18 protein-coding genes and 2 tRNA genes are annotated in these 25,089 nt (G+C 64.0%); 16 read left to right on the plus strand and 4 right to left on the minus strand.

Annotated elements, in window-relative coordinates:
• Window position 1: 1 nt before the first annotated feature.
• Window positions 2-736 carry a hypothetical protein gene (locus QUG01_RS01200; RefSeq protein ID WP_500828519.1) on the plus strand — a complete coding sequence of 245 codons (735 nt, stop codon included), beginning with the start codon at window positions 2-4 and terminating at the stop codon, window positions 734-736.
• An 11-nt stretch (window positions 737-747) separates the two neighbouring features.
• On the opposite strand, the gene pbpC is transcribed toward QUG01_RS01200, so the two are convergent.
• The 3 genes from pbpC to QUG01_RS01215 all read right to left on the minus strand — a co-directional run bounded on the left by pbpC (window position 748) and on the right by QUG01_RS01215 (window position 10,042).
• Entirely contained in the window at window positions 748-2,955 is a 2,208-nt protein-coding gene (pbpC, locus tag QUG01_RS01205; protein ID WP_500828520.1) for a penicillin-binding protein 1C, read from the minus strand.
• A gap of 183 nt (window positions 2,956-3,138) precedes the next feature.
• A complete protein-coding gene (locus tag QUG01_RS01210; protein ID WP_500828521.1) occupies window positions 3,139-3,804 on the minus strand; it encodes a substrate-binding periplasmic protein in 666 nt (221 codons plus the stop codon).
• Window positions 3,805-4,363: 559 nt separating this feature from the next.
• Complete coding sequence (locus QUG01_RS01215) at window positions 4,364-10,042, minus strand: alpha-2-macroglobulin family protein (RefSeq protein ID WP_500828522.1); 5,679 nt, start codon at window positions 10,040-10,042, stop codon at window positions 4,364-4,366.
• Between the two features lie 413 nt (window positions 10,043-10,455).
• Between QUG01_RS01215 and tig the strand changes: the two genes are divergently transcribed.
• From tig to QUG01_RS01255, 8 genes are all read left to right on the plus strand, one after another.
• Entirely contained in the window at window positions 10,456-11,763 is a 1,308-nt protein-coding gene (tig, locus tag QUG01_RS01220) for a trigger factor (protein WP_500828523.1), read from the plus strand.
• Window positions 11,764-11,782: 19 nt separating this feature from the next.
• Window positions 11,783-12,415, plus strand: coding sequence for an ATP-dependent Clp endopeptidase proteolytic subunit ClpP (gene clpP / locus QUG01_RS01225; protein ID WP_103316783.1), 633 nt, complete (start codon window positions 11,783-11,785; stop codon window positions 12,413-12,415).
• 16 nt (window positions 12,416-12,431) lie between these two features.
• Window positions 12,432-13,712: an ATP-dependent Clp protease ATP-binding subunit ClpX gene (gene clpX, locus QUG01_RS01230; RefSeq protein ID WP_500828524.1), complete on the plus strand. Its 1,281-nt coding sequence runs from the start codon at window positions 12,432-12,434 to the stop codon at window positions 13,710-13,712.
• Between the two features lie 143 nt (window positions 13,713-13,855).
• The gene (lon, locus tag QUG01_RS01235; protein WP_103316780.1) at window positions 13,856-16,270 is read left to right on the plus strand and encodes an endopeptidase La; all 2,415 of its coding nucleotides are present in this window, start codon (window positions 13,856-13,858) and stop codon (window positions 16,268-16,270) included.
• Between the two features lie 174 nt (window positions 16,271-16,444).
• Window positions 16,445-16,714 (plus strand): HU family DNA-binding protein, encoded by a 270-nt coding sequence (locus QUG01_RS01240; protein ID WP_043572292.1) that lies wholly within the window; start codon window positions 16,445-16,447, stop codon window positions 16,712-16,714.
• A gap of 38 nt (window positions 16,715-16,752) precedes the next feature.
• Window positions 16,753-16,828, plus strand: a tRNA-Val gene (locus QUG01_RS01245).
• A 6-nt stretch (window positions 16,829-16,834) separates the two neighbouring features.
• Window positions 16,835-16,911, plus strand: a tRNA-Asp gene (locus QUG01_RS01250).
• 72 nt (window positions 16,912-16,983) lie between these two features.
• On the plus strand, window positions 16,984-18,819 hold the full coding sequence (locus tag QUG01_RS01255; protein ID WP_500828525.1) for a SurA N-terminal domain-containing protein: 1,836 nt from the start codon (window positions 16,984-16,986) through the stop codon (window positions 18,817-18,819).
• Between the two features lie 43 nt (window positions 18,820-18,862).
• On the opposite strand, the gene QUG01_RS01260 is transcribed toward QUG01_RS01255, so the two are convergent.
• Window positions 18,863-19,792, minus strand: a complete 930-nt coding sequence (locus tag QUG01_RS01260) for a LysR family transcriptional regulator (protein ID WP_500828526.1) — start codon at window positions 19,790-19,792, stop codon at window positions 18,863-18,865.
• An 89-nt stretch (window positions 19,793-19,881) separates the two neighbouring features.
• Between QUG01_RS01260 and QUG01_RS01265 the strand changes: the two genes are divergently transcribed.
• From QUG01_RS01265 to mobB, 7 genes are all read left to right on the plus strand, one after another.
• The gene (locus tag QUG01_RS01265; protein WP_500828527.1) at window positions 19,882-20,646 is read left to right on the plus strand and encodes a sulfite exporter TauE/SafE family protein; all 765 of its coding nucleotides are present in this window, start codon (window positions 19,882-19,884) and stop codon (window positions 20,644-20,646) included.
• Between the two features lie 96 nt (window positions 20,647-20,742).
• Window positions 20,743-21,033, plus strand: coding sequence for a helix-hairpin-helix domain-containing protein (locus QUG01_RS01270; RefSeq protein WP_500828528.1), 291 nt, complete (start codon window positions 20,743-20,745; stop codon window positions 21,031-21,033).
• Window positions 21,030-21,656 (plus strand): paraquat-inducible protein A, encoded by a 627-nt coding sequence (locus tag QUG01_RS01275; RefSeq protein ID WP_500828529.1) that lies wholly within the window; start codon window positions 21,030-21,032, stop codon window positions 21,654-21,656. Before QUG01_RS01270 ends, QUG01_RS01275 begins: the two co-directional genes overlap by 4 nt.
• Complete coding sequence (locus QUG01_RS01280; protein ID WP_500828530.1) at window positions 21,638-22,273, plus strand: paraquat-inducible protein A; 636 nt, start codon at window positions 21,638-21,640, stop codon at window positions 22,271-22,273. Before QUG01_RS01275 ends, QUG01_RS01280 begins: the two co-directional genes overlap by 19 nt.
• Window positions 22,263-23,882, plus strand: coding sequence for a PqiB family protein (locus QUG01_RS01285; RefSeq protein WP_500828531.1), 1,620 nt, complete (start codon window positions 22,263-22,265; stop codon window positions 23,880-23,882). The genes QUG01_RS01280 and QUG01_RS01285 overlap by 11 nt, the downstream gene beginning before the upstream one ends.
• Complete coding sequence (locus tag QUG01_RS01290) at window positions 23,879-24,460, plus strand: PqiC family protein (protein WP_500828532.1); 582 nt, start codon at window positions 23,879-23,881, stop codon at window positions 24,458-24,460. Before QUG01_RS01285 ends, QUG01_RS01290 begins: the two co-directional genes overlap by 4 nt.
• A complete protein-coding gene (gene mobB / locus QUG01_RS01295; protein WP_500828533.1) occupies window positions 24,457-24,978 on the plus strand; it encodes a molybdopterin-guanine dinucleotide biosynthesis protein B in 522 nt (173 codons plus the stop codon). Before QUG01_RS01290 ends, mobB begins: the two co-directional genes overlap by 4 nt.
• The last annotated feature ends 111 nt before the right edge of the window (window positions 24,979-25,089 follow it).

Here is a 25,089-nt window from a genome sequence, read left to right on the forward strand (position 1 = left end):
GATGAAAAGGGCAACCTTACTGTTGATTGCGGCCGCCGGGACAGCGGCCGCGGCGGCATGGTTCTGGCTGCCCGTTCACTCCGCAGGGGCCGGCGGCCAGCCGGCCCTGGCGGCGCAGCCCGGCGCCGCGCTGCGGAACGGGACGGCGGGGGCGGCAGGCCAGGGCGACGCCAAGCCTGTGGCGGAGGGTTTCAGCTTCGCGGTGGGCGGCGATCCCGCGGTGCCATCAGCCGGGCAGCATCCGGCCGCGGCGCAGGAAAGCGCGGAGGAAAAGGCGCGCAAGCAGCAGCTTCGCAAGCTCGGTTATCAGATCGACGCACGGTATTACCGCATGTCGCTGGCCGAGCTGCGCGAGCAGGCGCGCCATGGCGATCCGCAAGCGCTGACCCATCTGGCGGAGCGCTATCTGTTCCAACTCGATGGCCATCCGCGCGAACCGGACTACGAGCCTGGCTTCCATTATCGAGAGGAGGCCAGAGAGGCCTTGCAGCAAGCCTATGCGGCTGGCAACGCGCATGCCGCGGCGATGATCTCGGAAAGCTATTTGCTGGAAAAGCAGCCGGAAGAGGCCGCCGCCTGGAATGTGGTGGCGCGGCGCGCCGGAGATGCGCTCAGCGCCGACTGGTTCCTGAAAACCAAGGACTACCAGGCGTTGACCGAGCAGCAGAAGACGGCCGCGGCCCTGCGCGCCGATCAACTGATGCAGGCTTTGCGGCAACGCAAGGCCAAGCCATAAGCCGCGGCGCCTCAGCGCGGCTTGGGCCGCAAAGAGGCGCCCCGCACTTCAAACCTTACCGCATCCACCACCTTGCCATCGCTGCCGCGCAGCTCCAGCCGGTGGCGGCCCGGCCACGGAAACCAAGGCAAGGCCATGCCTTTGCCCAAGCGCTTGCCGTCTAGCCACCATTGGGGGGCGCTGACCCCGCGCGCGCGCAGCACCATGCGCTGATTGGCCGGCGGGATGTCCGGATCGAGCGCGAAGATGCTGCCCTCCACCGGCGCGACGATGCCGGGCGCCAGGTTGGCCGCGCTGCCGCGCTGCGGCACGATCAGCGAGCGTTCGGTCCCGGCGAGGAACCATTCCAGGCGGCTGGCCGCCACCTCGCCCTGATAGCGCACGCGTTGTTGAACCAAGCCTGGCGGGGCGGCCGGCAGGGCGGATGCGGGGGCGGATGCGGGGGCGGATGCGGGGGCGGATGCGGGGGCGGATTGCTGGGCGCGGTCCAGTACCGCCTGCCACACCGGCGCCGCGCCATGCATGCCGGAAACATCCCACATCGGCTCGCCGCTGGCGTTGCCCACCCATGCGGCAACAGTGAAGCGGCGCGAGAAACCGACGGTCCAGTTGTCGCGCATGTCCTTGCTGGTGCCGGTTTTCACCGCGCTCCAGTAGCGCGTCGACAAGGCGCTTTCCAGGCCGAAGGTCAACGCGCGCGCGGCGCGGTCGGACAGGATGTCGGCAATGATGAAGCTGCTGGCGGCGTCCAATTGGCGGACCGGCTTGGCTTTGGCGTCGGCGAGCGTCCAGCGCGGCGGGCTGGCCAGGCCCTGGTTGGCCAGCGTGCGGTAGGCGTTGGCCAGGTCCAACAGGCGGATATCGGCCGCGCCCAGCGCCAGGCTGTAGCCATAGTAATCGCCATCCTCGGTCAGGCTGGTCAGGCCCAGTTTGACCAGGCGGTCGCGCAGCGCATTGGGGCTGACCATTTCTATGGTCCGCACCGCCGGGATGTTCAGCGAAGAGGCCAGCGCGGTGCGAACCGGCACCAGGCCCTTGAAATCCTTGGAGTAGTTTTGCGGCGCGTACAGCCCCGCGCCGGTCTGCAGGTCCAGCGGACTGTCGTCCAGCAGCGAGGCGGCGGTCAGGTAATGCTTTTCCAGCGCCAGCTGATACAGGAACGGCTTCAGCGTGGAGCCCGCCTGGCGCAGCGCGGTCACGCCGTCCACCTCGGATGCATTGGACAGGCCGCGTCCGCTGGAGCCGACCCAGGTCAGGATGTCGCCGCTGCGGTTGTCCAGCACCACCAGCGCGCCGTCCTGCACATTGCGTTGCGACAACGCCGCCAGATGGCGGCGCAGCGCGGCGGCCGCGTAGCGCTGCAAGGGCAGGTCCAGCGTGGTGGCGATGCGGCTGCCCGCGGCGTAGCCGCGCGTCTGCAACAGCTTGCGCGCAAAGTGCGGCGCGTCCTGTTCCGCCAGCGGGTTGGCGGCGCGGCTCTTGGCCAGCGCCTGGGTGGCGCGCACGGTTATCACGTTGCAGTCGGGTTTGCGGCCCATGTCTTGCAGAATGCGGCAGGCGCGCGCCGCCACCCGGTCCGCGGCGGCATTCGGCGCGCGGATCAGCGCCACCGCAATGGCCGACTCTTCCAGATTCAGCCCGGCGGGCAGTTTGCCTAATAGCGTGGACGACAGGGCGGACAGCCCTACCAGTTCGCCGCGAAAGCCGACCAGATTCAGATACGCCTCCAGGATTTCCGCCTTGGTCCAGTGCCGCTCCAGCCAGGCGGCAGACCAGGTTTGGCCCATCTTCTGCCACAGGCTGCGGCCGCCCTTGGCCACCTTCAGATCCTCGTCCAGCAGACCGGCCAGTTGCATGGTCAGCGTGGAGGCGCCGCGGGTGCGGGTGTTCCACAGATTGGCCCAGGCCGCCGCCGCCACGCCGGACCAGTCCACCCCGCTGTGTTGGTAGAAACGCTTGTCTTCGGACATCACCAGCGCCTGGCGGAACGCCGGCGAGGTGTCGGCCAGGCTGACCCAGTCCTGGCGCCGCGCCTGTTTGTCGACGCGCAAGCGCTGAAGCGTTTGGCCATGGCGGTCCAGCAGCACGACGTCGGATGGCTGCCAGGCGGCCTTGACCTCGGTGAAGGATGGTTGGCTCCAGGCGGGCGCGGTCAGCAGCGCCAGGCAAAGCGCGCAGACAGACCATGGGCGCGGCCGCGGCGCGGAGCCAATGGCCATGAAAAAAAAGGCCGCCCGGCTTGGGCGCAAGGGCTGAAGCCAGCAGGGGTATAAACGTGCCATGCCGAACGCAGACGGTAAGGAATGCTTGGCATGATACGGGAAGCGGCGGGATGCCGGCTGACAAATCCTTGGCGCGGCGGATAAAACCTGCGCCAAGACGCGCCGCGGGAGCGGCGGCTGTTAAGGCAAGCGCTCTATCTTGACGGATTTAGGCAACCACCAGCTGTAATCTTGATCCGCGCCCTGGCGAGGCAGCATGGGATTGTTCAGGAACAGCACCCGGCGATTTTCTCGTTTCAGCAGGTCTATCTCCTGCTGATGGTATTGGATGAAGAGTTTCTTGAAAGTGCCGTCACGCAGCGCCAGGTTCAGGCCGTTTTCTATCTGCCGAGCCAAGGCCTCATTGCCGCGGCGCACCCAGAAATACACCGGATAGGGCGTGAAGAAGGCATAGGTTTTGTCCACGGCCAGCTCGGGATAGCGCGAGCCGTACTGCGTCAACTCTTTGGAGAATTCATTGAGGCCGCGCGGAAAGGCATCGAAGCGGCGGGCATCCAGCATGGCGAACAGGCCCTCGTAACCGGGGCTGGCCACCACCTGGAAGCCATTGGCCTGCAGAATGGCCAGATCCGCCCACTGGCTGTTGAAGCCGAGTTTGATTTTGCCTTTCAGATCGACGGGTTGCAGGCGTTGGAACCATGCCGCGTCAGACTTGCGGATCAGCAATACGCGATAGCCCAGCATGCCGCGCAGGATGTCGACGCGGATCGGCCGCATATTCGCTTCCCGCTCCGGGTTGGGCGGCAAGGCCATCACATCCAGCGCCCCGGCCTGCATCATCGCCATCAGGCGAGATTGCGTAGTCCGCGAGCTATCCAGCTGGTCGATCCGATAGGGACTGCCCGTAGGCCGGGCATGATCCAGCGCTAATTTTAGCAAGGCCCAGCGGTAGTCGTAGAGCGCGCCGGACGGCGCGCATCTTAGCGTCGATTCGTTCGCTCCGTGAGCGGATACAGCAGTCAGGAAAGCGGATGCCGCACAAACCAGAAGGCTGAGCAACCGGCAGAGCGGCGATCTTGTGAGGCGGTGCGGCATGGTCGGGGCGGCTGAGCGGCAGCAGCAAATCCATAAATGGTTGTTAACGATAAAACGCCGGCGTTTCCTGCCTGCCTTGATCCTCCTGGCTTGCGGATGACCTCTCTATTCCGCCTGGCCAGTAGTGGTTATTTGGACATTCTGCAAAATCCATATTGCAATTTCAATTGGTTTTAAAGCAAAAATTAGCAATTTGGCAAAATGTCTTTGGCACGCCCGTCCGTCCCCATCCAGGCAGGGCGGAAAGCAGGCCAGGATCATCGGACGGATGACGCGGCCCCTACCCAAATCTGAAGAGGGCCGCGCGGCATCATTTTCCGTCATCCACGACTTTGAACAGCGGATTCGGCAGCATGCCGAATACCTCCGGCGCGTACATCGCCTCCACCCTGGTCGGCGGCAGCTTGAAGACGCCCGGATTGTTCAGCCGCATGGTGTATTCCACCTTCAGCTCGCCGCGCGGCACGTAGCCGTAGTAGGCGCGGTAGCCGGCGAAGCGGCGTTCGATATAGTCGGCGTAGTCGCCGTCGCCGCCGGATTTGGCATCGATGGCGGAGTCGCGGCCGAGGCCGCCGCCTTGTATGGTGGCGCCGGCGGGGATCGGGTCGTCCACTACCACCCAGCTCATATCGCTCTGCGCGCGGATGTCCAGCGTGACTTTCACCACGTCGCCCGGTTGATATCGGCCGGCCGCTTTCTGGCTCACCGGCGTCAGCGTCTTCTTGATGCTGTAGCCGGCGTAGCGCGGAGTTTTCAGCGGGATGGCCGCTTCGGCCTGGATGGTGGCCCATGGCGCGCCGGTTCCGGCGTGCTTTAGCTGCAGGCTGGCCGGGCCGGCTGGCCACGGCAGCAAGCCCAGTTGTTTGACGCCTTCCTGCGGCCAAGGGAGGCTCAGGCTGGTCTTGCCGAGTTGCGCGCGGGTCTGGCCGCTCACCGGGGTGGTTTCGAACTGGCGCGAGAACTGCCCGACCGCCAGCGTGCCCCATAGATTGGCCGTGGTTGTGCTCCAGTGGCCGCGCTGCTGGCGGCCCAGCAGTCCGGTCAGCAGCCTGGGCAAGTCGGCCTGCCAGTCCGGCAGTCGGCGGGCGGCCAACAGCAGTCTGGCGGCGTTGACGTCGCCATTGCCCATCAGCCACCAAGTGTTGTCGCTGGCCTCGGTGCTGAAGGCCATCCTGGTGCCTTGATAAGTGAGCCGCGCACGCAGCAGATTGGACGCCTCGCCGATGCGGCTGGCGCGTTGCGGAATGTCTGCCGCGCGGTTCAGCAGCGACAGCCAGTCCACCAGCATGGCCGTGCCCATTTTTTGCGGGTTCAGGTCCAGCACGTCCAGCATGGCCGGACGGAAACGGCCGTAGCGCGCCAGCGCCTCCATGGCGGCGAGGCGGCGCGCGTCGGCGTCCTGGCGGCTGCTGGGCAAATCGCGCTTGAGTTTGCCCTCTACGAAGGCGGACAACCCATCCAGCATCTTTCCGCGCGGACCTTCTGGAATCTCCACCCCGGTCTCATGCGACGCGGCCAGCAGATAGCTGGTCAGCACATCGCTGCCGCGGTCCGGCGCGCCTTCGCCTGGCGGGAAGTAGGCGGCCAGGCCGTTGCCGTCCAGATACAGCGGCAATTCGCTCATCAGCTGGTTCCAGCGCTTGGCGTCGGCCAGGCCCAGCGCGACGGAGCTGCGTTGCTCCAGGCAGGCATACGGATAATCTTCGAACCAGCGGCGCACGCCGGGCAGGCTGTCGCCCAGCTTGGCTTGCAGGCTGACCCGGATGCCGCCGCGCCCCGGCAGGGCGCCCGGCGGCGCCGCCGCCGGGATGGACAGCTCCGGCGACACGCGTTGCAGCGTGGCCTGTTCCACCGTCACCGGCACGGCGGGGTCGACCTGCTGGCTGATGGCCAGCTTGTCGGTGGCCTTGCCGTCCACCTGTTGCGCGGCGAAGGTCCATTGCAGCGTCTTGACGCCTTCCGGCACCGTCACCTGCCAGCTGATGGGACGGGCTTCGCCCACCGGCAGGCTGATCTGGCGCGGCGGCAGCGCCGGCAAACCGGGCGCGCTGGCGGATACCTTGACCTGCAGCGGCTTGTCGCCGCCGTTGCGCACGGTGACGCCGGCGGCGAACTGGTCGCCTTCGCGCGCCAGCGGCGGGATGCCCGATGTCAGCTGCAGATCCTGCGTGACGTTGATCTCTGCTTCGCCGCTGCCGAACAGATCATTGCCGACGTCGGCCACGGCTACCAGGCGGAAGCGGGTGAGGGCGTCGTTGATCGGCACCTTGATCCGGGCGCTGCCGTTGGCGTCCAGCACGACGCGCGGCTGCCAGGTCAGCAGCGTATCCAGCAGCTCGCGCGTCGGCGCCTTGCCCCCGCCGCCGCCCGGCGGCAGCGATTTGCGGCCATAGTGGCGCTTGCCCACCACTTCCAGCTGGGCGGTGGCGGTTTCCACGCCGTAGCTGTGGCGCTGGTACATGGCCTGCATCAGCTCCCAGCTGTGGTTGGGCTGCAGCTCCAGCAGGGCTTGGTCCACGGCGGCGAAAGCCACCTCGGTGCCGGCCGGGGCCGGCTTGCCATTGGGCAGCTTGACCTGGATGGCCACCTCCGCGTTCTCGCGTATGCCATAGGTTTTGCGAGCCGGCGTGACTGACACGTCGAGGCGCTTGGCGGCGTCGCCCACCTGGATTTCGGCGACGCCGTACTTGAAGGCCGGGCGCGACAGGTCCACCATCGCGGTCGGCGGCGTGTAATCGCCGCCTTCGTTCCAGTAGGCGTCCCACCATTCCGACGGGCTTTTCCAGCCCCAGGTGAAGAACGAGTACCACGGCACGTCGCGCACGCGGCCGCGCACGGCCAGCACCGAGACGTAGACATTGGGCGTCCAGTCCGGCTCAACTTTTAATTCCATGGTGGGGTTCTTGCCTTCCAACTCCAGCACGCGGGTTTCCAGAATGCCTTCGCGCTCGATGGCCAGCCAGGCGGTGGCCTTGCGGAACGGCATGCGCACCTGGAAGCGGGCGGTTTCGCCGGGCAGATAGCTGGTTTTCTCGGCCAGGATGTCGATGCGGTCGTTGTTGTCCACGTCGAACCACAGCTCGTCGTGCTTGCTGACCCACACCGACTGCGCGGCCTGGGCGACGTTGCCCTGCTCATCCTTGGCCTCGGCGATCAGTTCCATGTCGCCGGCGTCCTTGAGATTGATGTCGCAGAACACCAGGCCGCGGGCATCCGACGTGCCGCTGCACACCTTGCCCTTGTCTTCGGTCTCCTCGTTGTGGTCCCAGGCGTAGAGGCCGCCTACCAGCCGCTTGCGGCTGGACAGGTAGCGATGCTCGCGCAGCGTGACTTTGACGTCCCGCTTGGCGAGGGGCTTGCCGGCGGTGTCCAGCACCACGGCTTTCAGCTTCAGCGCGCGGCCGGCGGTAATCCAGCTGTCCACGCTGACGCCTACCTGCAAGGCGGCCGGCCACAGCGGAATGCGGCGGCTGATGGTCTGGGTTTCGCCATTCGGGTCGCGGTAGGCGGCCTCGGTGACGAGGTCGTAGCGGCGATCGAGCTTGGGCAGCTTGTCGATCAGCGCCTTGCCGTTGCCATTGGCGTCGAGTTTCAGCGCGGCTTTGTCCAGCACTACTTTGCCGTCCAGCGAGGTGTCGCTGCGGTCAGCGCCGCGTTGCGGCGGGGAAAAACTGAAGTCGGAATACGCCTTGATATGGGTGTAGCTGTCGGCCAGCATGGCGCTGACTTCCACCGGCCAGTCCTTGGCCGGCCCGCCGTTGCCCCAGGCCATGGACACGCTCAGCGGCATCTGTTTGGCGCCGATGTTCGCGCCCTTGGCGGTGAAGATGCGGCCGGTCATCGCCGGCAGGCGGAATTCCTCCACGCGGAAGCCGCCGCTTTGCAGCGAGTAGCCGTCCAGTTCCTGGCTGGACGGCTTGCCCTGGTCGTCCGGGCCACGCGTGCCCTTGCGTTCCAGGTACAACGTGTACTCGCCCAGCTTGGCCTCTTTGGGGATGGCATAGCTGCTTTCGGCATAGCGGCCGGCGCGCCAGCTCAACGGCAGCTTGATTTCGTCGCCGCTGCCGTCATGGACGATGCGCAATTGCTGCGGCAGCTGGTTCGGCCGCAATTGGCCCAGGCCCTTGCCGGTCTGCACGCGCAGCAGGTGTTTCATCGATACTGTTTCGCCGGCGCGGAACAGCGGCCGATCCAGGACGGTATGCGCCAGGATGGAAGGGCTGTCGTTCCATTGCGTCGGGAACGGGAAACGCCAGGATTCGATGCCGCGGTTCCAGCTGGAGCGGACGAAGGAGACATCCTCATTGCCTTGGGCATCCTTGGCGCGTGCGGTGACGAACAGGCCGGACAGCTCCTCGTTGGAGCATTCGCCGCCGTTCAATTGCATGCCGGCCGTGGCGATGCCGTTCTTATCGGTTTTGCCGGCCCACAAGGCCTCGCCTTTGCAGTTGTAGATATGGATGGCGGCATCGGGCACCGGCTTGCCTGTGTCCAGCGTGGTCACCCACACCGACGCGTTTTCGCTGGAGCGTTTCAGATGCACGGCCATATTGGTGACCAGGGCCGCGGTGCGCACATACATCGGCTTGTCCGCGCCGAGCAAGGACTTGCCCAGCAGGCGCGACGACACTTCCACCACATACAGGCCGGGTTTGGGCAGAGGGATGCCCACCACCTCGAACGGCCACTTGCCGTTCTTGTCCGGCTGGCTGGGCAGCTTCAGCGGCGCGGCGTCGCGGTTCTTGTTCAGCAGCGACACGCGGCGGCTTTCTATCGTCTTGTCCTTGCCGGCCGGCAGATGGCTTTCATGGTAGCGCTGCACCTTGGCCAGCCAGCTCATGATGTCGGCGTCGCGAGAGAGTCGCAGCGCCTGGCCGCCCAGTTGCACGGCCTTGATGTCCAGATTCGGCTCCACGCCGCGCAGGGTGATCGGCAGCGCGGCGTCCGGGCCGGACTCGATGATGCCGAACGGCGCGGCGGCAAACTTGGCCAGCGGCGGATAATCGCCGAGCTTGATCGCCAGCGGGAAGCGGCCGGCGTTGAGCAGCGGGCGGCCGATTTCGTCGCGGAAATCCTTGGGCAGGGTCAGGGTCAAGGTTTCCAGAGGCGGGAAGGGCGGCTCGAAGCGGATGCTGTCCACCGGCTCGCCTTTGCCGCGCTGTTGCGCCTGTGGCGCGCGCTCCGCGCCGGCGCCGGATAACCGCGCCGCCATCGCCAGCTTTTCCGGCACCGGGGAACTGAAATTCAGCTCGACGGCCTTGAACGGGGTGCACGGGCCTTGGGCGTTTTCACGCTGGCAACGCATGGCGGCGCTGAAGGCTGGGCGGATCTGAAAGTCCAGTTTGTCCGGCTTGCCGGCGCCGCGCAGATGGATCAGCGATAATTTGCTGTCCGGCGCCAGGCGCTGGGCGCAGCGGACAGTCAGGATGCGCGCCGCGTCTTTTTCCAGTTTCAGGTGCTTGAGCAGGGCCGCGCGGTCCGGCGCGGAAAGCGGGCGCGCCGGAATGCGTTCCGGCAGGCTGGACGACTGGCAGTACAGCGAGGACGGCGACACGTCGGCGGCGTTGAATTTCAGCACGAAAGCCTGGTCTTCTTCTATCCGTCCCTCGTCCGGCCAGCTGCGGCTGATGACGGGTTGTCCGGTGAAAAAGCGGAAAGCCGGCGTGCTGACGGGATCGCCGTGCTGATCCTTGAGGCCGGGTTTCAGCGTGAAGCGGCAATCGGTATTGGCGGGCGGGGTTTCCGGAAGGTCCAGCGCCCAGGTCTTGTCGTCCACCCAGTGGCTTTTGCCTTTCAGGCTGCAGCTCCAGGCAAACGGCGCCGGCGCCGCGCTGTTGCCCAGCGCGACCATGCTGGAAGAGAAGGTGGCCCGGATTTGGCTGACTTCCTTCACTTCGCCCTGCGGACTGAAGGTAATGACGCCGGCGGCCGCGCCGCCGGCATGAATGAACAGGGCGAGGGTCAAGACGGCGCGCGCGAATATTTTCATGGCCTGAGCTTTCAAGATGGACGGCGGAGACATTGCCCGCCGAGTATTGTTGCCATTCCTTAAGAATATTTTTATCGATGAAAATGGCAATCTGCATGCCGGCTTATGATATCAGACGCTGCCGCGCATCGCGCTGGGTCGGGAAAATCTCGTGCAATATCAATCGGCAACCGCTGTGAGTTGTCTGGGGAGTAAGAACCCCAGGGCGGCAAGAGAAGGGCCAATCCGCGCAGGCCCGGCCTGTGAAGCAGCAGACAAGCCCGCGACGCGTGATATACTGTCCGTTTCGTTGGGTGCGTGGTGTAACTCCACGCAGCGCCCGAGACCACGCCTGCCGGCCGCGCCGGAATGGGCTGGGCCGGGCGTCGTACCGTCCCAGATGACTACAACCTGTCACACTCTAAGGAATCAACATGCAAGTACAGCTGGAAACTCTGAGCAATCTTGAACGCCGCATGAACATCGCCCTGCCGATGGCCGCCATCGAAACGCAAGTGGCCGAACGCCTGAAGCGCGTGGCTCGCGGCGCCAAGATCCAAGGTTTCCGCCCGGGCAAGGCTCCGCTGAAGATCGTGGAAATGAACTACGGCGCCCAGGTGCGTGAAGAAGTGATGGGTGAGCAGGTGCAGCAAGGCTTCTACCAAGCCGTGACCGAGCAGAAACTGCGCGTGGCCGGCTACCCGCGCTTCGAGCCGGTTGCCGCTGGCGAAGACAAGGAAAACTTCAAGTTTGCCGCCACTTTTGAAGTCTACCCGGAAGTCAAGGTAGGCGAGATGGCTGGCAAGGAAATCGAAAAGCCGACCGTCACCGTCGGCGATGCCGAAATCGAAAAGACCATCGACATCCTGCGCAAGCAGCGTACCCGTTTCAACCGCGTTGAGCGCGAAGCGGCCAACGGCGACCGCGTGATCATCGACTTCAAGGGCGTCATCGATGGCGTGGCCTTCGAAGGCGGCTCCGCCGAGAACTTCCCGTTCGTGCTGGGCCAAGGCCAGATGCTGGCCGAGTTCGAAGCCGGCGTGATCGGCGCCAAGGAAGGCGACATCAAGAGCGTGGAAGTGAGCTTCCCGGCTGACTACCACGGCAAGGACGTGGCCGGCAAAACCGCCGTGTTCGAAATCCTGGTCAAGAACGTAGCCGAAGCCGTGCTGCCGGAAGTCGGCGCCGACTTCGCCAAGGCGCTGGGCATCGCCGAAGGCGACGTGGAAAAGATGCGCGCCGAAATCCGCAAGAACGTTGAGCGCGAAGTGAAGCGCCGCCTGCAGGCCCGCATCAAGGAAAACGTGATGCAAGCGCTGATCGACGCGACTGAAATCGAACTGCCGAAGGCGCTGGTGAGCCTGGAGATCGGCCGTCTGGTCGAGCAGGCCCGCCGCGACATGCAACAGCGCGGCATGAACGTCAAGGATATGCCGTTCCCGCCGGAACTGTTCGCCGCCCAGGCCGAGCGCCGCGTCAAGCTGGGCCTGATCCTGTCCGAAATGGTGGAGGCCAACAAGCTGGAAGCCAAGCCGGAACAGGTTCGCGCCATGATCACCGAGTTCGCCGACAGCTACGAGCAGCCGGAAGACGTGCTGGCCTGGTACTATGAGAGCGCAGACCGCCTGGAAGGCCCGACTTCCATGGTTCTGGAAGACAACGTGGTTGAATTTGTGCTGTCTCAGGCCAATGTAGTATCGAAGGAGCTGTCCTTCGACGAACTGATGGGCAGCCAAGCCTGATAACCAAGTGGAGTGGCCGATGAAATCTATGATGGAACCGCAAGGTCTGGGCCTGGTGCCCATGGTGGTGGAGCAGAGTGGTCGTGGCGAGCGCGCCTATGACATCTACTCGCGCCTCCTGAAAGAGCGTATCGTCTTCCTGGTCGGCCCCGTCACCGACGAGTCGGCCAACCTGGTTGTGGCGCAGATGCTGTTCCTGGAATCGGAGAATCCGGACAAGGACATCCACTTCTACATCAACTCGCCGGGCGGCTCCATTACCGCCGGCATGTCGATCTACGATACGATGAACTTCATCAAGCCGGATGTTTCCACCCTGTGCATCGGGCAGGCGGCCAGCATGGGCGCCTTCCTGCTTGCCGCGGGCACCCATGGAAAGCGTTTCGCGCTGGAAAACAGCCGGGTGATGATCCACCAGCCGCTGCTGTACGGCGGCGGCCTGTCCGGCCAGGTGACCGACATCGAGATCCATGCCCGCGAGCTGGTTAAGGTGAAGGCCAAGATGAACGAGCTGTTGGCCAAGCATTCCGGCCAGGAGCTGGAGCGGGTGATGGCTGATACCGAGCGCGACAACTTCATGTCCGCCGAAGAAGCCCGCGCCTACGGCATGATCGATAAAGTGCTGTCTTCCCGCCGGGACGTGACGGCGTAAGTAGTGGAATTGGCTAATGGCTGACAAAAACAGCAACGAAAAGCTTCTGTACTGCTCCTTCTGCGGAAAGAGCCAGCATGAGGTGCAGCGGCTGATCGCCGGCCCGCAGGTGTTCATTTGCAATGAATGCGTCGAGCTGTGCAACGACATCATCCGCGAGGAGCTGGAAAAGGGCGGCAGCATCGAGACGCTGGGCGGAGCTTCCGCCGAGCGTCCGTTGCCGACGCCGCAGGAGATTCGCGCGGACCTGGACCAGTACATCATCGGGCAGGACTTCGCCAAGAAGACCCTGTCGGTGGCGGTGTACAACCACTACAAGCGCCTCTACAACAAGGGCGGCAAGGACGACGTCGAGCTGGCCAAGAGCAACATCCTCTTGATCGGCCCGACCGGCTCCGGCAAGACCCTGCTGGCCCAGTCGCTGGCGCGCCTGTTGGATGTGCCTTTCGTCATCGCCGACGCCACCACGCTGACCGAGGCGGGGTACGTGGGCGAGGATGTCGAGCACATCATCCAGAAGCTGCTGCAGAAGTGCGACTACGATGTGGACAAGGCCCAGCGCGGCATCGTTTACATCGACGAGATCGACAAGATCTCGCGCAAGTCGGAAAACCCGTCCATCACCCGCGACGTATCGGGCGAGGGCGTGCAGCAGGCGCTGTTGAAGCTGATCGAGGGCACGGTCGCCTCCGTTCCGCCGCAAGGCGGCCGCAAGCATCCGAACCAGGAATTCATCCAGGTGGACACCACCAACATCCTGTTCATTTGCGGCGGCGCTTTCGATGGTCTGGACAAGATCATCCGCCAGCGCTCCGAAAAGGGCGGCATCGGCTTCGGCGCCGAAGTCTCCTCCAAGGACGACGGCAAGAGCCTGACCAAGCTGTTCCAGGAAGTGGAGCCCCAGGACATCATCCGTTTCGGCCTGATTCCGGAGCTGATCGGCCGTCTGCCGGTGGTCGCCACGCTGGAAGAGCTGGACGAGGAGGCGCTGGTTTCCATCCTGACCCAGCCGAGGAACGCGCTGATCAAGCAGTACCAGAAGCTGTTCTCGCTGGAATCGGTGGACCTGGAAGTGCGTCCATCCGCTTTGCGCGTCATTGCCAAGCAGGCACTGGCTCGCAAGACCGGCGCCCGCGGCCTGCGTTCCATTCTGGAGCGCGCGCTCCTGGACACGATGTACGAACTGCCGTCCATGCAGGACGTGGAAAAAGTCGTCGTGGACGAGAAGGTGATCGAGAAGGGCGACAAGCCGCTTTTCATCTACCGCGAGGGCGGCGGTGTGGCACAATCCGCCTGAGGGCCTGGCCTGAATGACTGAACCGCCCGGCAGGGCGGTTTTTTATTTGTCACCGTCGTAATCTGTTTTAGTATGGGGTGTTGATATTTTGTCATCGAGCCCCATTTCCCAAGCATTGTATTCCCAAGCTAAGGTTAGGTGATATGCCGCAACCCGCAGAAATCAGAGAAGAGACCACGCTGCCGCTGCTGCCCTTGCGCGATGTGGTGGTCTTCCCGCATATGGTCATCCCGCTGTTCGTCGGGCGGGCCAAGTCCATCCGCGCGCTGGAACTGGCAATGGACGAAGGCAAGCAGATCCTGCTGGTGGCCCAGCGTTCGGCCTCCAAGGATGAGCCTTCGGCCGAGGACCTGTACAGCGTCGGCACCATCGCAGCGGTGCTGCAGATGCTCAAGCTGCCGGACGGCACCGTCAAAGTGCTGGTCGAAGGCCGTCAGCGCGCCACCATCAAGCAGGTGGGCGAGGAGGACGGCTGCTTCGTCGCAGAATTCACGCCGCTGTCCAGCGAGCTGGAAGAGACCAATGAGACTGAGGCGATGCGCCGCGCGCTGCTCGCCCAGTTCGAACAGTACGTCAAACTGAACAAGAAGATCCCGCCGGAGGTGCTGAACTCGCTGGCTGGGATCGATCGCGCCGGCCGCATGGCCGACAGCATCATCGCTCATCTGCCGCTGAAGCTGGAGCAGAAGCAGGAAGTGCTGGAGATGTTCGACGTGCAGACCCGCCTCGAGCACCTGATGTCGCAGCTGGAAGGCGAAATCGACATCCTGCAGGTGGAAAAACGCATCCGCGGCCGCGTCAAGCGCCAGATGGAAAAGAGCCAGCGCGAGTACTACCTGAATGAGCAGGTCAAGGCCATCCAGAAAGAGCTGGGCGAGATGGACGAGGCCAGCGATCTGGACGAGCTGGAGCGCCGCATCAAAGTGGCCGGCATGAGCAAGGAAGGCCGCGAGAAGGCGCAGTCCGAGCTGAAAAAGCTGAAAATGATGTCGCCGATGTCGGCCGAGGCCACCGTGGTCCGCAACTACATCGACACGCTGCTCGAGCTGCCGTGGAAGAAGAAGACCAAGATCAGCAAGGACGTGGCCAAGGCCGAGGAAGTGTTGGATGAGGATCACTTCGGCCTGGAGAAGGTCAAGGAACGCATTCTGGAGTATCTGGCGGTGCAGCAGCGCGTCGATCGCCTGAAGGCGCCCATCCTGTGCCTGGTCGGCCCTCCGGGCGTCGGCAAGACCTCGCTGGGGCAGTCTTTGGCCCGCGCCACCAATCGCAAGTTCGTGCGCATGGCGCTGGGCGGCGTGCGCGACGAGTCCGAGATCCGCGGCCATCGCCGCACCTATATCGGCTCCATGCCGGGCAAGGTGTTGCAGAATATGTCCAAGGTCGGCGTCAAAAATCCGCTGTTCCTGCTGGACGAAGTGGACAAGATGGGCGCGGACTTCCGCGGCGATCCGTCCTCGGCGCTGCTGGAAGTGCTGGATCCGGAGCAGAACCATGCCTTCATCGATCATTACGCCGAAGTCGAGTTCGACCTGTCCGACGTGATGTTCGTCGCCACCGCCAACTCGCTGAACATTCCGCCCGCGCTGCTGGATCGGATGGAAATCATCCGCTTGTCAGGCTACACAGAAGACGAGAAGGTCAATATCGCGCTGAAGTACCTGCTGCCGAAGCAGATCGAGGCCAACGGCGTGCGCGAAGGCGAGTTGCTGGTGCAGGAGTCTGCCATCCGCGACATCGTGCGCTACTATACCCGTGAGGCCGGCGTGCGCAGTCTGGACCGCGAAATCGCCAAGATCTGCCGCAAGGTGGTGACGGGGGCCTTGCTCAAGCCGGGCAAGACTGGCAAGGTTACGGTGTCGGCCAAGAATCTGGACAAGTATCTGGGCGTGCGGCGTTTCGACTACGGCTTGGCCGAAGAGGAAAACCGCATCGGCCAAGTGACCGGCCTGGCCTGGACCGAGGTGGGCGGCGAATTGCTGACCATCGAGGCGGTATCGCTGCCGGGCAAGGGCAGCATTGTGCGCACCGGCCAGTTGGGCGAGGTGATGCAGGAGTCGATCACGGCGGCGATGAGCGTGGTGCGCAGCAGGGCGCGCAGCTTGGGCATCAAGCCGGACTTCTACGAGAAGTGCGACATGCACATCCACGTGCCGGAAGGCGCGACGCCCAAGGATGGCCCGAGCGCGGGCATTGCGATGACGACGGCCATCGTCTCGGTGCTGACCGGCATTCCGGTGCGCGCCGATGTGGCGATGACGGGCGAAATCACGCTGCGCGGCGAGGTGTTGCCGATCGGCGGTTTGAAGGAGAAGTTGTTGGCGGCTCATCGCGGCGGCATTCGCCACGTGCTGATTCCCAAAGGCAACGAAAAAGACTTGGCAGAGATTCCGGCGAACATCAAGCAGAAGCTGGAAATCCACCCTGTCAAGTGGATTGACGAGGTTCTCGCGCTGGCATTGGAGCGTCAACCGGAAGAATTGTCGCAAGAAGAACAATCTGGCGAGATTCCCCCGGCACAGGACGCCAGTGGCGGACTCTCGGTTTTGAAGCATTAAGAATCATGACCTTAGCGAAGCTGTGAATATCCTGGGATTTCGCAACTTGCAAATGGGCTTGCTGAATAGCAAAACACCCGTGGAAGCCGCTTGACACAAGGATTTCCGGCTTGCTATAAAGCAAGCGTTTTTATCCGAATTACGTAGACCGAAGAACGACGAAAGGGGACTTACGTGAACAAGTCTGAACTGATTGACGCCATCGCCGCAGAGGCCGACATTTCCAAGGCTGCTGCCGCCAAGGCACTGGACGGCATGGTTGCTGCCGTTACCGATGCCTTGAAGAAGGGCGATACCGTGACTCTGGTGGGCTTTGGCACCTTCTATGTGGGCGAGCGCGCCGAGCGCAGCGGCCGCAATCCGAAGACCGGCGAAACCATCAAGATCCCGGCTGCACGTTCTCCGAAGTTCCGTGCTGGCAAGGCACTGAAAGACGCGCTATAATCGCGGCTTCGCCGTCGTCTGAGACGGTGGCGAAGTAAGGGCGTTTAGCTCAGTTGGTAGAGCGTCTGCCTTACAAGCAGAATGTCGGCGGTTCGACTCCGTCAACGCCCACCACAGCTCGGAGCGGTAGTTCAGTTGGTTAGAATACCGGCCTGTCACGCCGGGGGTCGCGGGTTCGAGTCCCGTCCGCTCCGCCAAATACACGAGAGAAGGTGAACCGGTTCAAGCCGTTCACCTTTTTTTTTAAGGGATGGCTAGAGCCAATTGCCATGTTCGAGTTTGTCCAGAACAACAAAACCGTTATTCAAGTGATCCTGGGCGCCGTGGCCCTGACCTTCGTCGGCTTCGGCGTCAGCAGCTACACCGGCGCGACCGATGACCCTTATCTGGTCAAAGTGGGCAGCACCAAGATCTACAAGCGCGACCTCGATCGCGCGCTCGAGGGCCAATCCAGCGATCCGGCCACCCGCCAGGCCATGCTGGAAAACATGATCCGCCGCGAACTGCTGCTGGCCGACGCGCGCGACCATGGCGGCACCATCAGCCCGGATCAGTTGCGCAAGTTCATCGCGGCCATCCCCATCTTTCAGGAAAACGGCCAGTTCAGTCCGGACCGCTATAGCGAGTTCCTGAAGAGCCGCTACCCGTCGGCCGAGGCTTTCGAGGCGGAAATCAGCCGCGACCTGCTTGTGCGCAGCCAACTCGATAGCGTTGCCGGCACCCAGTTCGTTCCTGACGTCGTCGTCAACCATGTCGCCGCGCTGCTGGGCGAAGGCCGCGAGCTGCAGGCCTTGCTGATCAAGCCGTCCGACTTCGCAGCCGAGGTGAAGACCGATGACGCCGCGGTCAAGGCCTTCTACGATGCCAATGCCAAGCGCTTCCGCAGCGCCGAGCAGGTGAAGCTGGACTACGTGCTGTTGTCGCAGGACGCCGTGGCGCAGGGCATCAAGATCAGCGATGCCGACGTGCAGAAGTATTACGACCAGCACAAGGCGGACTTGGCCGGCGAACAGCGCCGCGCCTCGCACATCCTGCTGGCGGTGGACAAGAGCGCCAAGCCGGAACAGAAAGCCAAGATCAAGGCTGAGGCGGAAGCCATCCTGAAGGAAGTGCGCGCCAATCCGGCCAAGTTTGCCGAAATCGCCAAGGCCAAGTCGCAGGATCCGGGTTCGGCCGAGAAGGGCGGCGACCTTGGTTTCAACGCCCGCGGCGTGATGGTCAAGCCGTTCGATGACGCGGTATTCGCCATGAAACCGGGTCAGGTCAGCGATCTGGTGGAAACCGAGTACGGCTTCCACATCATCAAGCTGGACGAGGTCAAGAGCCAGACGCTGGATCAGGTGAGGGGCGCCATCATCGACAAGCTGCAGAAGCAGAAGGCGGCCGCGCTGTTCCGCGAGCAATCCGACAAGCTGAACGAGGTTTCCTACCAGCAGGCGGATTCGCTGAAGGGCGTGGTCGACGCCTTGAAGCTGGAGGTCAAGCATTCCGGCTGGATCCAGCGCAATCAGCCGGCCCAAGACGATCTGCTGGGCAATCCCAAGCTGCTGCAGGCCGTGTTCAGCGACGACGTGCTGAAGAAAAAGCATAACAGCGAGGTGGTGGATGTCGGCGGCGGCCGTCTGGTGGTGGCGCGCGTCGCCGAGCATCAGCCGGAGCGTCAGTTGCCGATCGCGGAAGTCCGCGACCAGATCAAGGGCGAGTTGATCGCCCGCGACGGCGCCAAGCTGGCCGACAAGAAGGGCCAGGCCCTGCTGGCCGAGCTGAAGGCCGGCAAGAACATCGACGCGCAGCAATGGACGCCGGCGCAGACGGTGTCCCGCCGCGCGCCTAGCCTGCCGCAGGCCGATATGCGCGCCGTATTCGCGGTGGGCGCGGCCAAGCTGCCCGGCTTTGCCGGCGTGCGCCACGATACCGGCGAGTATGTGATCTATCGCGTCAACAAGGTGATTGCCGCGCCGGCGATCAGCGATGCCGAGCGCGCCCAGCTGGGCGGCCAGCTGGGCCAGGTCAGCGCCGATGGTCAATTGGGCGCTTATTTGAAGACCCTGCGCGAGAAGTATCCGGTCACCGCTGGCAAGCAGTCGCTGAGCGACAGCAACTGACCGCACCTTGCAAGCAGCAAGCCCCGCTTCCGGCGGGGCTTTTTTATTTCCAGGACGAAGGCGGGCGGCCCAAGCCGGCCGCCGCCGCCTCGGCGCGCAGCGCTTCCAGCAGCAGCCTAGCCTTGCGCGGCATGTTGCGGCTGGCGAAAACGGCGTGCATCTGCGGATCGTCGCCCTGGCTCGAGACAATGCGGAAGGCCGGGCAGAGCCGGATGAGCTCGCCGCGCGCCACCAGCGGCTCGGCCAGCCAGTCGCCGAGCCGGGCAATGCCCAGGCCGCCGCGCGCGGCGTCCAGCACGCCATTGCCGGAATTGCTGCGGTGCCAGGCGTTGAGGTTCAGACTGATCGTTTCATCGCCGCAGACAAAATTCCACGCTTTCAGCACGCGCGGCGCGCTGTGCATCAGCACCCGATGTTGCGCCAGCTCGCGTGGGTGATTGGGCGCGCCGTGACGCGCAATATATTCCGGACTGGCATAAAGATGGCGCCGGTAGCGCCATAGCGGATAGCCGATCAACTCGCTGGCCGCGGGGAAGGCGCCGCGTATGGAAAAATCCAGCTTGTCGCGTATCGGTTCCAGTATCGCGTCGCTGTACAGCACTTCGAAGCGCAGGCCGGGGTGCGCTTCGGCCAGCTTGGCCAGCGTGCGCGGCAATATCTCGCGGCCCAGCGATTCCGGCGCGGAGAATCGCAGCAGGCCGCGCGGCGAGCTAGCCTGCTGGCTCAGCTCCTCCTCCGCCTGCCGCTGCAGGTCCAGCATCTGCCGCGCCAGCGGGTAATACGCTTCGCCGGCCATCGTCAGCTCCACCAGTTTGCTGGAGCGGGCCAGCAGCATGGTTCCCAGCTCATCTTCCAGGGCTTGCAGCGCGCGCGTGGCGCTGCTGGGCGAGGTGCCCAGCTGACGCGCGGCGGCGACGAAACTTTTCTCTTCCACCACGGCGCAGAATACCCGCAGATTCCATAGCGTTTTCATGGCGATCTCAAGATTGCGATTATTGCAATATTGTATTGCAAGCATGAGGAAATTGTCGGGAGTAGAATGGGCGCCAAGGAGAAATGACGATGTTATTGAGCTTGAGTTTTTTGTGCGTGGTCGCCTTTTTTGCCGGCCTGGTCGATGCCGCGGTGGGCGGTGGCGGATTGATCCAGATTCCTGGCCTGTTCAGCGCCTTGCCCAATGTGGCGCCAGCCACGATTTTCGGCACCAACAAGCTGGCCTCGGCGGTCGGCACGCTGTCGGCGGCGCGGTCTTACCTGCGGCGAGTCCGTCTGCCGTGGAACCTGGTGTTGCCGGCGGCGGCCACCGCCTTTGTGTTTGCCTTTGCCGGCGCCCAGGTGGTGACGCTGATACCGAAGCACATCATCCGCCCGCTGGTGCTGGCGCTGTTGCTGATCATGGCCGTTTACACGCTGTGGAAGAAGGATTTCGGCAAATTGCACAAGCCGGTGGCCATCGGTCGGCGCGAGATGCTGGTCGGCATGGCCATAGGCGGCGCCATCGGCTTCTACGACGGCCTGTTCGGTCCCGGCACCGGCAGCTTCCTGATGTTCCTGTTCATCCGCTTCTTCGCCTTTGATTTTCTGCACGCGTCGGCCGCGGCCAAGGTGGTCAACCTGACCACCAATGTGGCGGCGCTGCTTTCGTTCGCCATCGGCGGCCATATCCTGTTCGCTTATGCCTTGCCGATGGCCGCCGCGAATATGGCCGGGGCCGTGGTGGGCACCCGCCTGGCCATGAAGAAGGGGGCCGGTTTCGTCCGCATCCTGTTCCTGGTGCTGACCAGCGTGCTGATCTGCAAGCTGGCCTGGGATATTTTGCACGGCTGACGGCATAAAACGGCGCGTCAAGGCGTTCGCGGTTTTGAACTATGGCGGGCGCTCCTTTATCATGTAGTCTCAATGACTACGCCACGGCCGCACTCCATGCATCCATCCCGTTGTCCGCCGCCTGCCGCGGCGCAGGATTTGCTGCAGCTGCCCAATGTCGGCGCGCGTACCGCCGCCGACCTGCGGCGGCTCGGCATCCAGGCGCCGGCCGACCTGCGCGGGCGCGACCCTTACCAAATGTACCTGCAGTTGTGCGACGCCACCGGCCAGCGCCAGGATCCTTGCGTGCTCGATGTGCTGATTTCGCTGAGCCATTACATGGCAACTGGCGAAGCGCGCAGCTGGTGGAGCTTCACGGCGGAACGCAAGCAAAAATGGCGGCGATGATTCCTCGCGCGCCGCGCCTGACCGCATGTCACGATTGCGACCTGCTGCTCCGGCTGCCGCCAGCCGGGGAGGCGCGCGCCACCATACGCTGCCCCCGCTGCGGCGCGGCTTTGTACGAGCAGGGCACGGATGCGCCGTCCACCTCTTGCGCCTTGCTGCTGGCCGGCGTGGTGGCGTTTGCCATCGCCAACTGCTATCCGGTGCTGATGCTGGAGGTGGCCAGCAACCGCAACGCGGCCACGCTATGGCAAACCGCGCTGGCGCTGCACGGGCAGAATATGCCGGAGGTGGCGTTGCTGGTGCTGTTCACCGGCATCGTCATGCCAGCCCTGGCCTTGTGCAGCATGCTGTATCTGCAGCTTCCCTTGCTGCTGGGCAAGGCGCCGCCAGGCTTCGCCGTCATCATGCGCTTGTACGGCATGGCGCGTCCCTGGTGCATGGTGGAGGTCTTTTTGCTGGGGGTGCTGGTTTCGCTGGTCAAACTGGTGCATTTGGCCAATGTGCATCCCGGCATAGGCCTGTGGGCTTTCTTCGGCCTGATCGTATTGATGACGGCCAGCGCCGTCCGTTTCCGCCCCTATCGCTTATGGGAGCGTTATCAGGCATGCGCCGCTACGGAGTGAACAGCGCCGCCGAGCGCAATCTCTGCCTGTGCCATGGCTGCGGTCTGTTGTGCCGGGTCAAGCCGGGGCAGGACAGCGCCTGTCCGCGCTGCGGCGCGCCGCTGCATCTGCGCCGCCCCTCTGCCTTGCAGCGTTGCTGGGCCTTGCTGTTGGCGGCGATGATTTGCTACTTGCCGGCCAATCTGTTGCCCATCATGGAAACCACGGCGCTGACCGGCGTGCAGCGCGACACCATCATGAGCGGCGTGGTTTACTTATGGAACAATGACTCCTGGCCGCTGGCGCTGGTGGTGTTCACCGCCAGCGTGCTGGTGCCGCTGATGAAGATCCTGGCGCTGTTGCTGCTGCTGTGCAGCGTGCAATGGCGCTGGCGCTGGGCGCCGCGTCAGCGCACCCGGCTGTATCGCATGATCGAGCTGATCGGTCCCTGGTCGATGCTGGATATTTTCGTGGTGGCGCTGATGGTGGCGCTGGTGCAATGGCAGTCGCTGGCCAGCATAAAAGCCGGGCCGGGGGCGATCGCCTTCGGCGCGGTGGTGGTGCTGACCATGCTGGCGGCGATGAGTTTCGACCCCAGAATGATCTGGGATCCGCTAGAGGAACACGATGAGCAGTGACAACCCGCAAAACCTTCCCGAGCCGGAGCTGCCGCAGGCGGTGCCGGTCAAGCGACACCGCTGGGCGCCGTCGCTGATCTGGCTTATTCCTGTGGTGGCGGCGCTGATCGGCGGCTGGCTGGCGGCGCATGCCATCCTGTCGCGCGGCCCGACCATCACCATCTCGTTCCAGAACGCCGAAGGCATAGAGGCCGGCAAGACCCGCATCAAATACAAGGATGTGGAAATCGGCGAGGTGACCTCGGTCAAGCTCAGCCCAAACCGGCAGGCAATCGTCGCCACGGCGCAGTTGAGCAAGGAAGCGGCCGACTATCTGGCCGAAGACAGCCGCTTCTGGGTGGTGCGGCCGCGGATCTCCGGCGGCAGCGTATCCGGCCTCGGCACGGTGCTGTCCGGCTCCTACATCGGAATGGACATCGGCAGGAGTTCGGTGCGCAAAAACGAATTTGTCGGGCTGGAAACGCCGCCTATCATCAATGCCGATTTGCCGGGACAGGCTTTCTTTCTGCGCGCCGACAATCTTGGCTCGCTGAATACCGGCTCGCCGGTGTATTTTCGCCGCGTGCCGGTGGGCCAGGTGGTGGGGTATGAGTTGGATCCCAAAGGCGGCTTCGTCCGCGTCGCCATTTTCGTCAATGCTCCATACGACCGCTTCGTCACGGCCAACAGCCGCTTCTGGCACGCCAGCGGCGTGGACGTGTCGCTGAGCGCCAACGGGCTGAATGTCAGCACCCAGTCCCTGGCGGCCATCGCGCTGGGCGGCATCGCCTTTGAAACCCCGCTGGCGGACAATGGCGGCGTGCCCTTGTCCGACCGCAATTTCATCCTACACGATACTCGGGAAAAAGCGCTGCAGAATCCGGATCGCGAAATGCAGCCGTTCCGCCTGCGCTTCCATCAATCGCTGCGCGGCCTCAGCGTGGGCGCGCCGGTCGATTTCCGCGGCATCACGATCGGCGAAGTCACCGCCATCGGCGTCGAGTACATGCGCGAACGCAAGGACTTCGACATGACGGTGGACATCCGTATCTATCCGAGCCGGCTGGATAGCCTGTCGCATGGCGGCCGGGTGTCCGGCAAGCTGTCGCCGCAGCAACTGGTGGCCAATGGCGTGCGAGCGCAGCTGCGCTCGGGCAATCTGATCACCGGCCAGCTGTACGTGGCGCTGGACTTCTTCCGCGACGCGCCGCCGGCCCAGTTGGTGGTGCGCAGGGGCGTGGCCGAGCTGCCCACCATCCCTGGCGACTTGGAAGAATTGCAGCGCGTGTTGCAGCGCATCGTCAAGAAGCTGGATGCCGTGCCGTTCGACGATATCGGCAAGGAGACGGAGGCGTCGCTGAAAGCCATGCGGCAAACCTTGGACAGCGTGAAGAAGCTGAGCGAGGGGGCGAGCAACGACACCCTGCCGCAGCTGAACAAGACGCTGCAACAGCTGCAGCAGACGCTGGACGCCACGCAAAAGACCATGAAGGCAGACTCGCCATTGCAGCAGGACGTGCGCTCCGCGGCGCAGGAAGTCAAGGAAACGGCGCGCAGCTTCCGCGCGCTGGCCGATTATCTGGACCGCCATCCCGAGGCACTGGTGCGCGGCAAGGAGGCGCAGCCATGATGAAGAATTGGATACTCGCCGCGCTATTGGCGGCGGCATTGGGCGGTTGCGCCACACCGCCGGCCCGTTTTTACGGCCTGGACGCCGTGTCCGGCCCAACCGCGCCGGCGCGGCTGGGACCGCGCGTGCTGCTGGGGCCGGTGACGCTGCCGGCGGCGCTGGATAGGCCGCAGTTGGTGCTGGACAATGGAGAGGGCGAGCTGAGCCTGCAGGAGTTCGCGCGCTGGAGCGCGCCGCTCGATCGTTTATTGGCGCAGAACCTGGCGCTGGGCGTGTCTCGGCATAGCGGCCTGGCCAGCGTCTATGCCTACCCGCAACCCGGCATGGACGGCGGCGAACTGCGCTATGTGCTCGATGTGCGCCGCCTGAGCCTGCAACCGGGGCGGCAGGTGGCGCTGGAGGCGGTGTGGCAGTTGCAGAATGTAGCGGATGGCAAGGTGTTGGCGGGCGGCAGTTTCAGCCGTGCGCAGCCGGTAGCGGCGGTTGCAGCGCCGGAGTTGTTGTCCGCCCTGCGGGCGTTGCTGGATGGCCTGTCCCTTGACATGGCGGCGCCGTTGCGGGAGCAGCCGGTACGATGAGCGCGAATCATTCTATCGTTTTGGGCATTTGCGGCACGTCCGGCAGCGGCAAGACCACCTTGCTGGAGGCGGTGCTGCCCAAGCTGCGCGAGGCGGGATTGGCGGTATCGGTCATCAAGCATAGCCACCACGATCTGCAGCTGGATGCGCCGGGCAAGGATAGCTTTCGCCATCGCCAGGCGGGCGCTTGCGAAGTGATGGTGGTGTCGCCGCGTCGCTTCGGCTTGTTTGCCGAGACCGCCGCCGAGCTGACACTGGATCAGCAACTATCCCGCCTGTCGCCGTGCGATCTGGTCTTGCTGGAGGGACACAAGGCGCAGCCGGTGCCCAAGCTCGAAATCTATCGGCCCGCGCTGGGCAAGCCGCCGCTGTTCGAGTCCGATTCCGGAGTCATCGCCGTGGCAAGCGATGGCGCCTTGGATGCGCCTTGCCCGGTGCTGGACCTGAACAATCCCGAAGCCGTGGCGCGGTTCATCGTGGACTGGCTGGCGCAGCGGAAGGCGGCGTCGAGAGCGTGATATTTCATGATAGGGATATTTTCTGAAATAAATTACGAGGCGCGCTGTTTTTTCTGAAACTTATTCTCGATGGCTTGAGTTTGATTGAATTATAGTGTTGCGCTGTTTTGG

Source organism: Chromobacterium sp. CCUG 76385 (genome assembly GCF_059916625.1).

Coding starts and splice junctions, on each gene's coding strand:
- QUG01_RS01200 (WP_500828519.1), top strand. CDS start 2: ATGAAAAGGGCAACCTTACTGTTGATTGCGGCCGCCGGGACAGCGGCC.
- pbpC (WP_500828520.1), bottom strand. CDS start 2,955: ATGGCCATTGGCTCCGCGCCGCGGCCGCGCCCATGGTCTGTCTGCGCG.
- QUG01_RS01210 (WP_500828521.1), bottom strand. CDS start 3,804: ATGGCGATGATGCAGGCCGGGGCGCTGGATGTGATGGCCTTGCCGCCC.
- QUG01_RS01215 (WP_500828522.1), bottom strand. CDS start 10,042: ATGAAAATATTCGCGCGCGCCGTCTTGACCCTCGCCCTGTTCATTCAT.
- tig (WP_500828523.1), top strand. CDS start 10,456: ATGCAAGTACAGCTGGAAACTCTGAGCAATCTTGAACGCCGCATGAAC.
- clpP (WP_103316783.1), top strand. CDS start 11,783: ATGAAATCTATGATGGAACCGCAAGGTCTGGGCCTGGTGCCCATGGTG.
- clpX (WP_500828524.1), top strand. CDS start 12,432: ATGGCTGACAAAAACAGCAACGAAAAGCTTCTGTACTGCTCCTTCTGC.
- lon (WP_103316780.1), top strand. CDS start 13,856: ATGCCGCAACCCGCAGAAATCAGAGAAGAGACCACGCTGCCGCTGCTG.
- QUG01_RS01255 (WP_500828525.1), top strand. CDS start 16,984: ATGTTCGAGTTTGTCCAGAACAACAAAACCGTTATTCAAGTGATCCTG.
- QUG01_RS01260 (WP_500828526.1), bottom strand. CDS start 19,792: ATGAAAACGCTATGGAATCTGCGGGTATTCTGCGCCGTGGTGGAAGAG.
- QUG01_RS01265 (WP_500828527.1), top strand. CDS start 19,882: ATGTTATTGAGCTTGAGTTTTTTGTGCGTGGTCGCCTTTTTTGCCGGC.
- QUG01_RS01270 (WP_500828528.1), top strand. CDS start 20,743: ATGCATCCATCCCGTTGTCCGCCGCCTGCCGCGGCGCAGGATTTGCTG.
- QUG01_RS01275 (WP_500828529.1), top strand. CDS start 21,030: ATGATTCCTCGCGCGCCGCGCCTGACCGCATGTCACGATTGCGACCTG.
- QUG01_RS01280 (WP_500828530.1), top strand. CDS start 21,638: ATGCGCCGCTACGGAGTGAACAGCGCCGCCGAGCGCAATCTCTGCCTG.
- QUG01_RS01285 (WP_500828531.1), top strand. CDS start 22,263: ATGAGCAGTGACAACCCGCAAAACCTTCCCGAGCCGGAGCTGCCGCAG.
- QUG01_RS01290 (WP_500828532.1), top strand. CDS start 23,879: ATGATGAAGAATTGGATACTCGCCGCGCTATTGGCGGCGGCATTGGGC.
- mobB (WP_500828533.1), top strand. CDS start 24,457: ATGAGCGCGAATCATTCTATCGTTTTGGGCATTTGCGGCACGTCCGGC.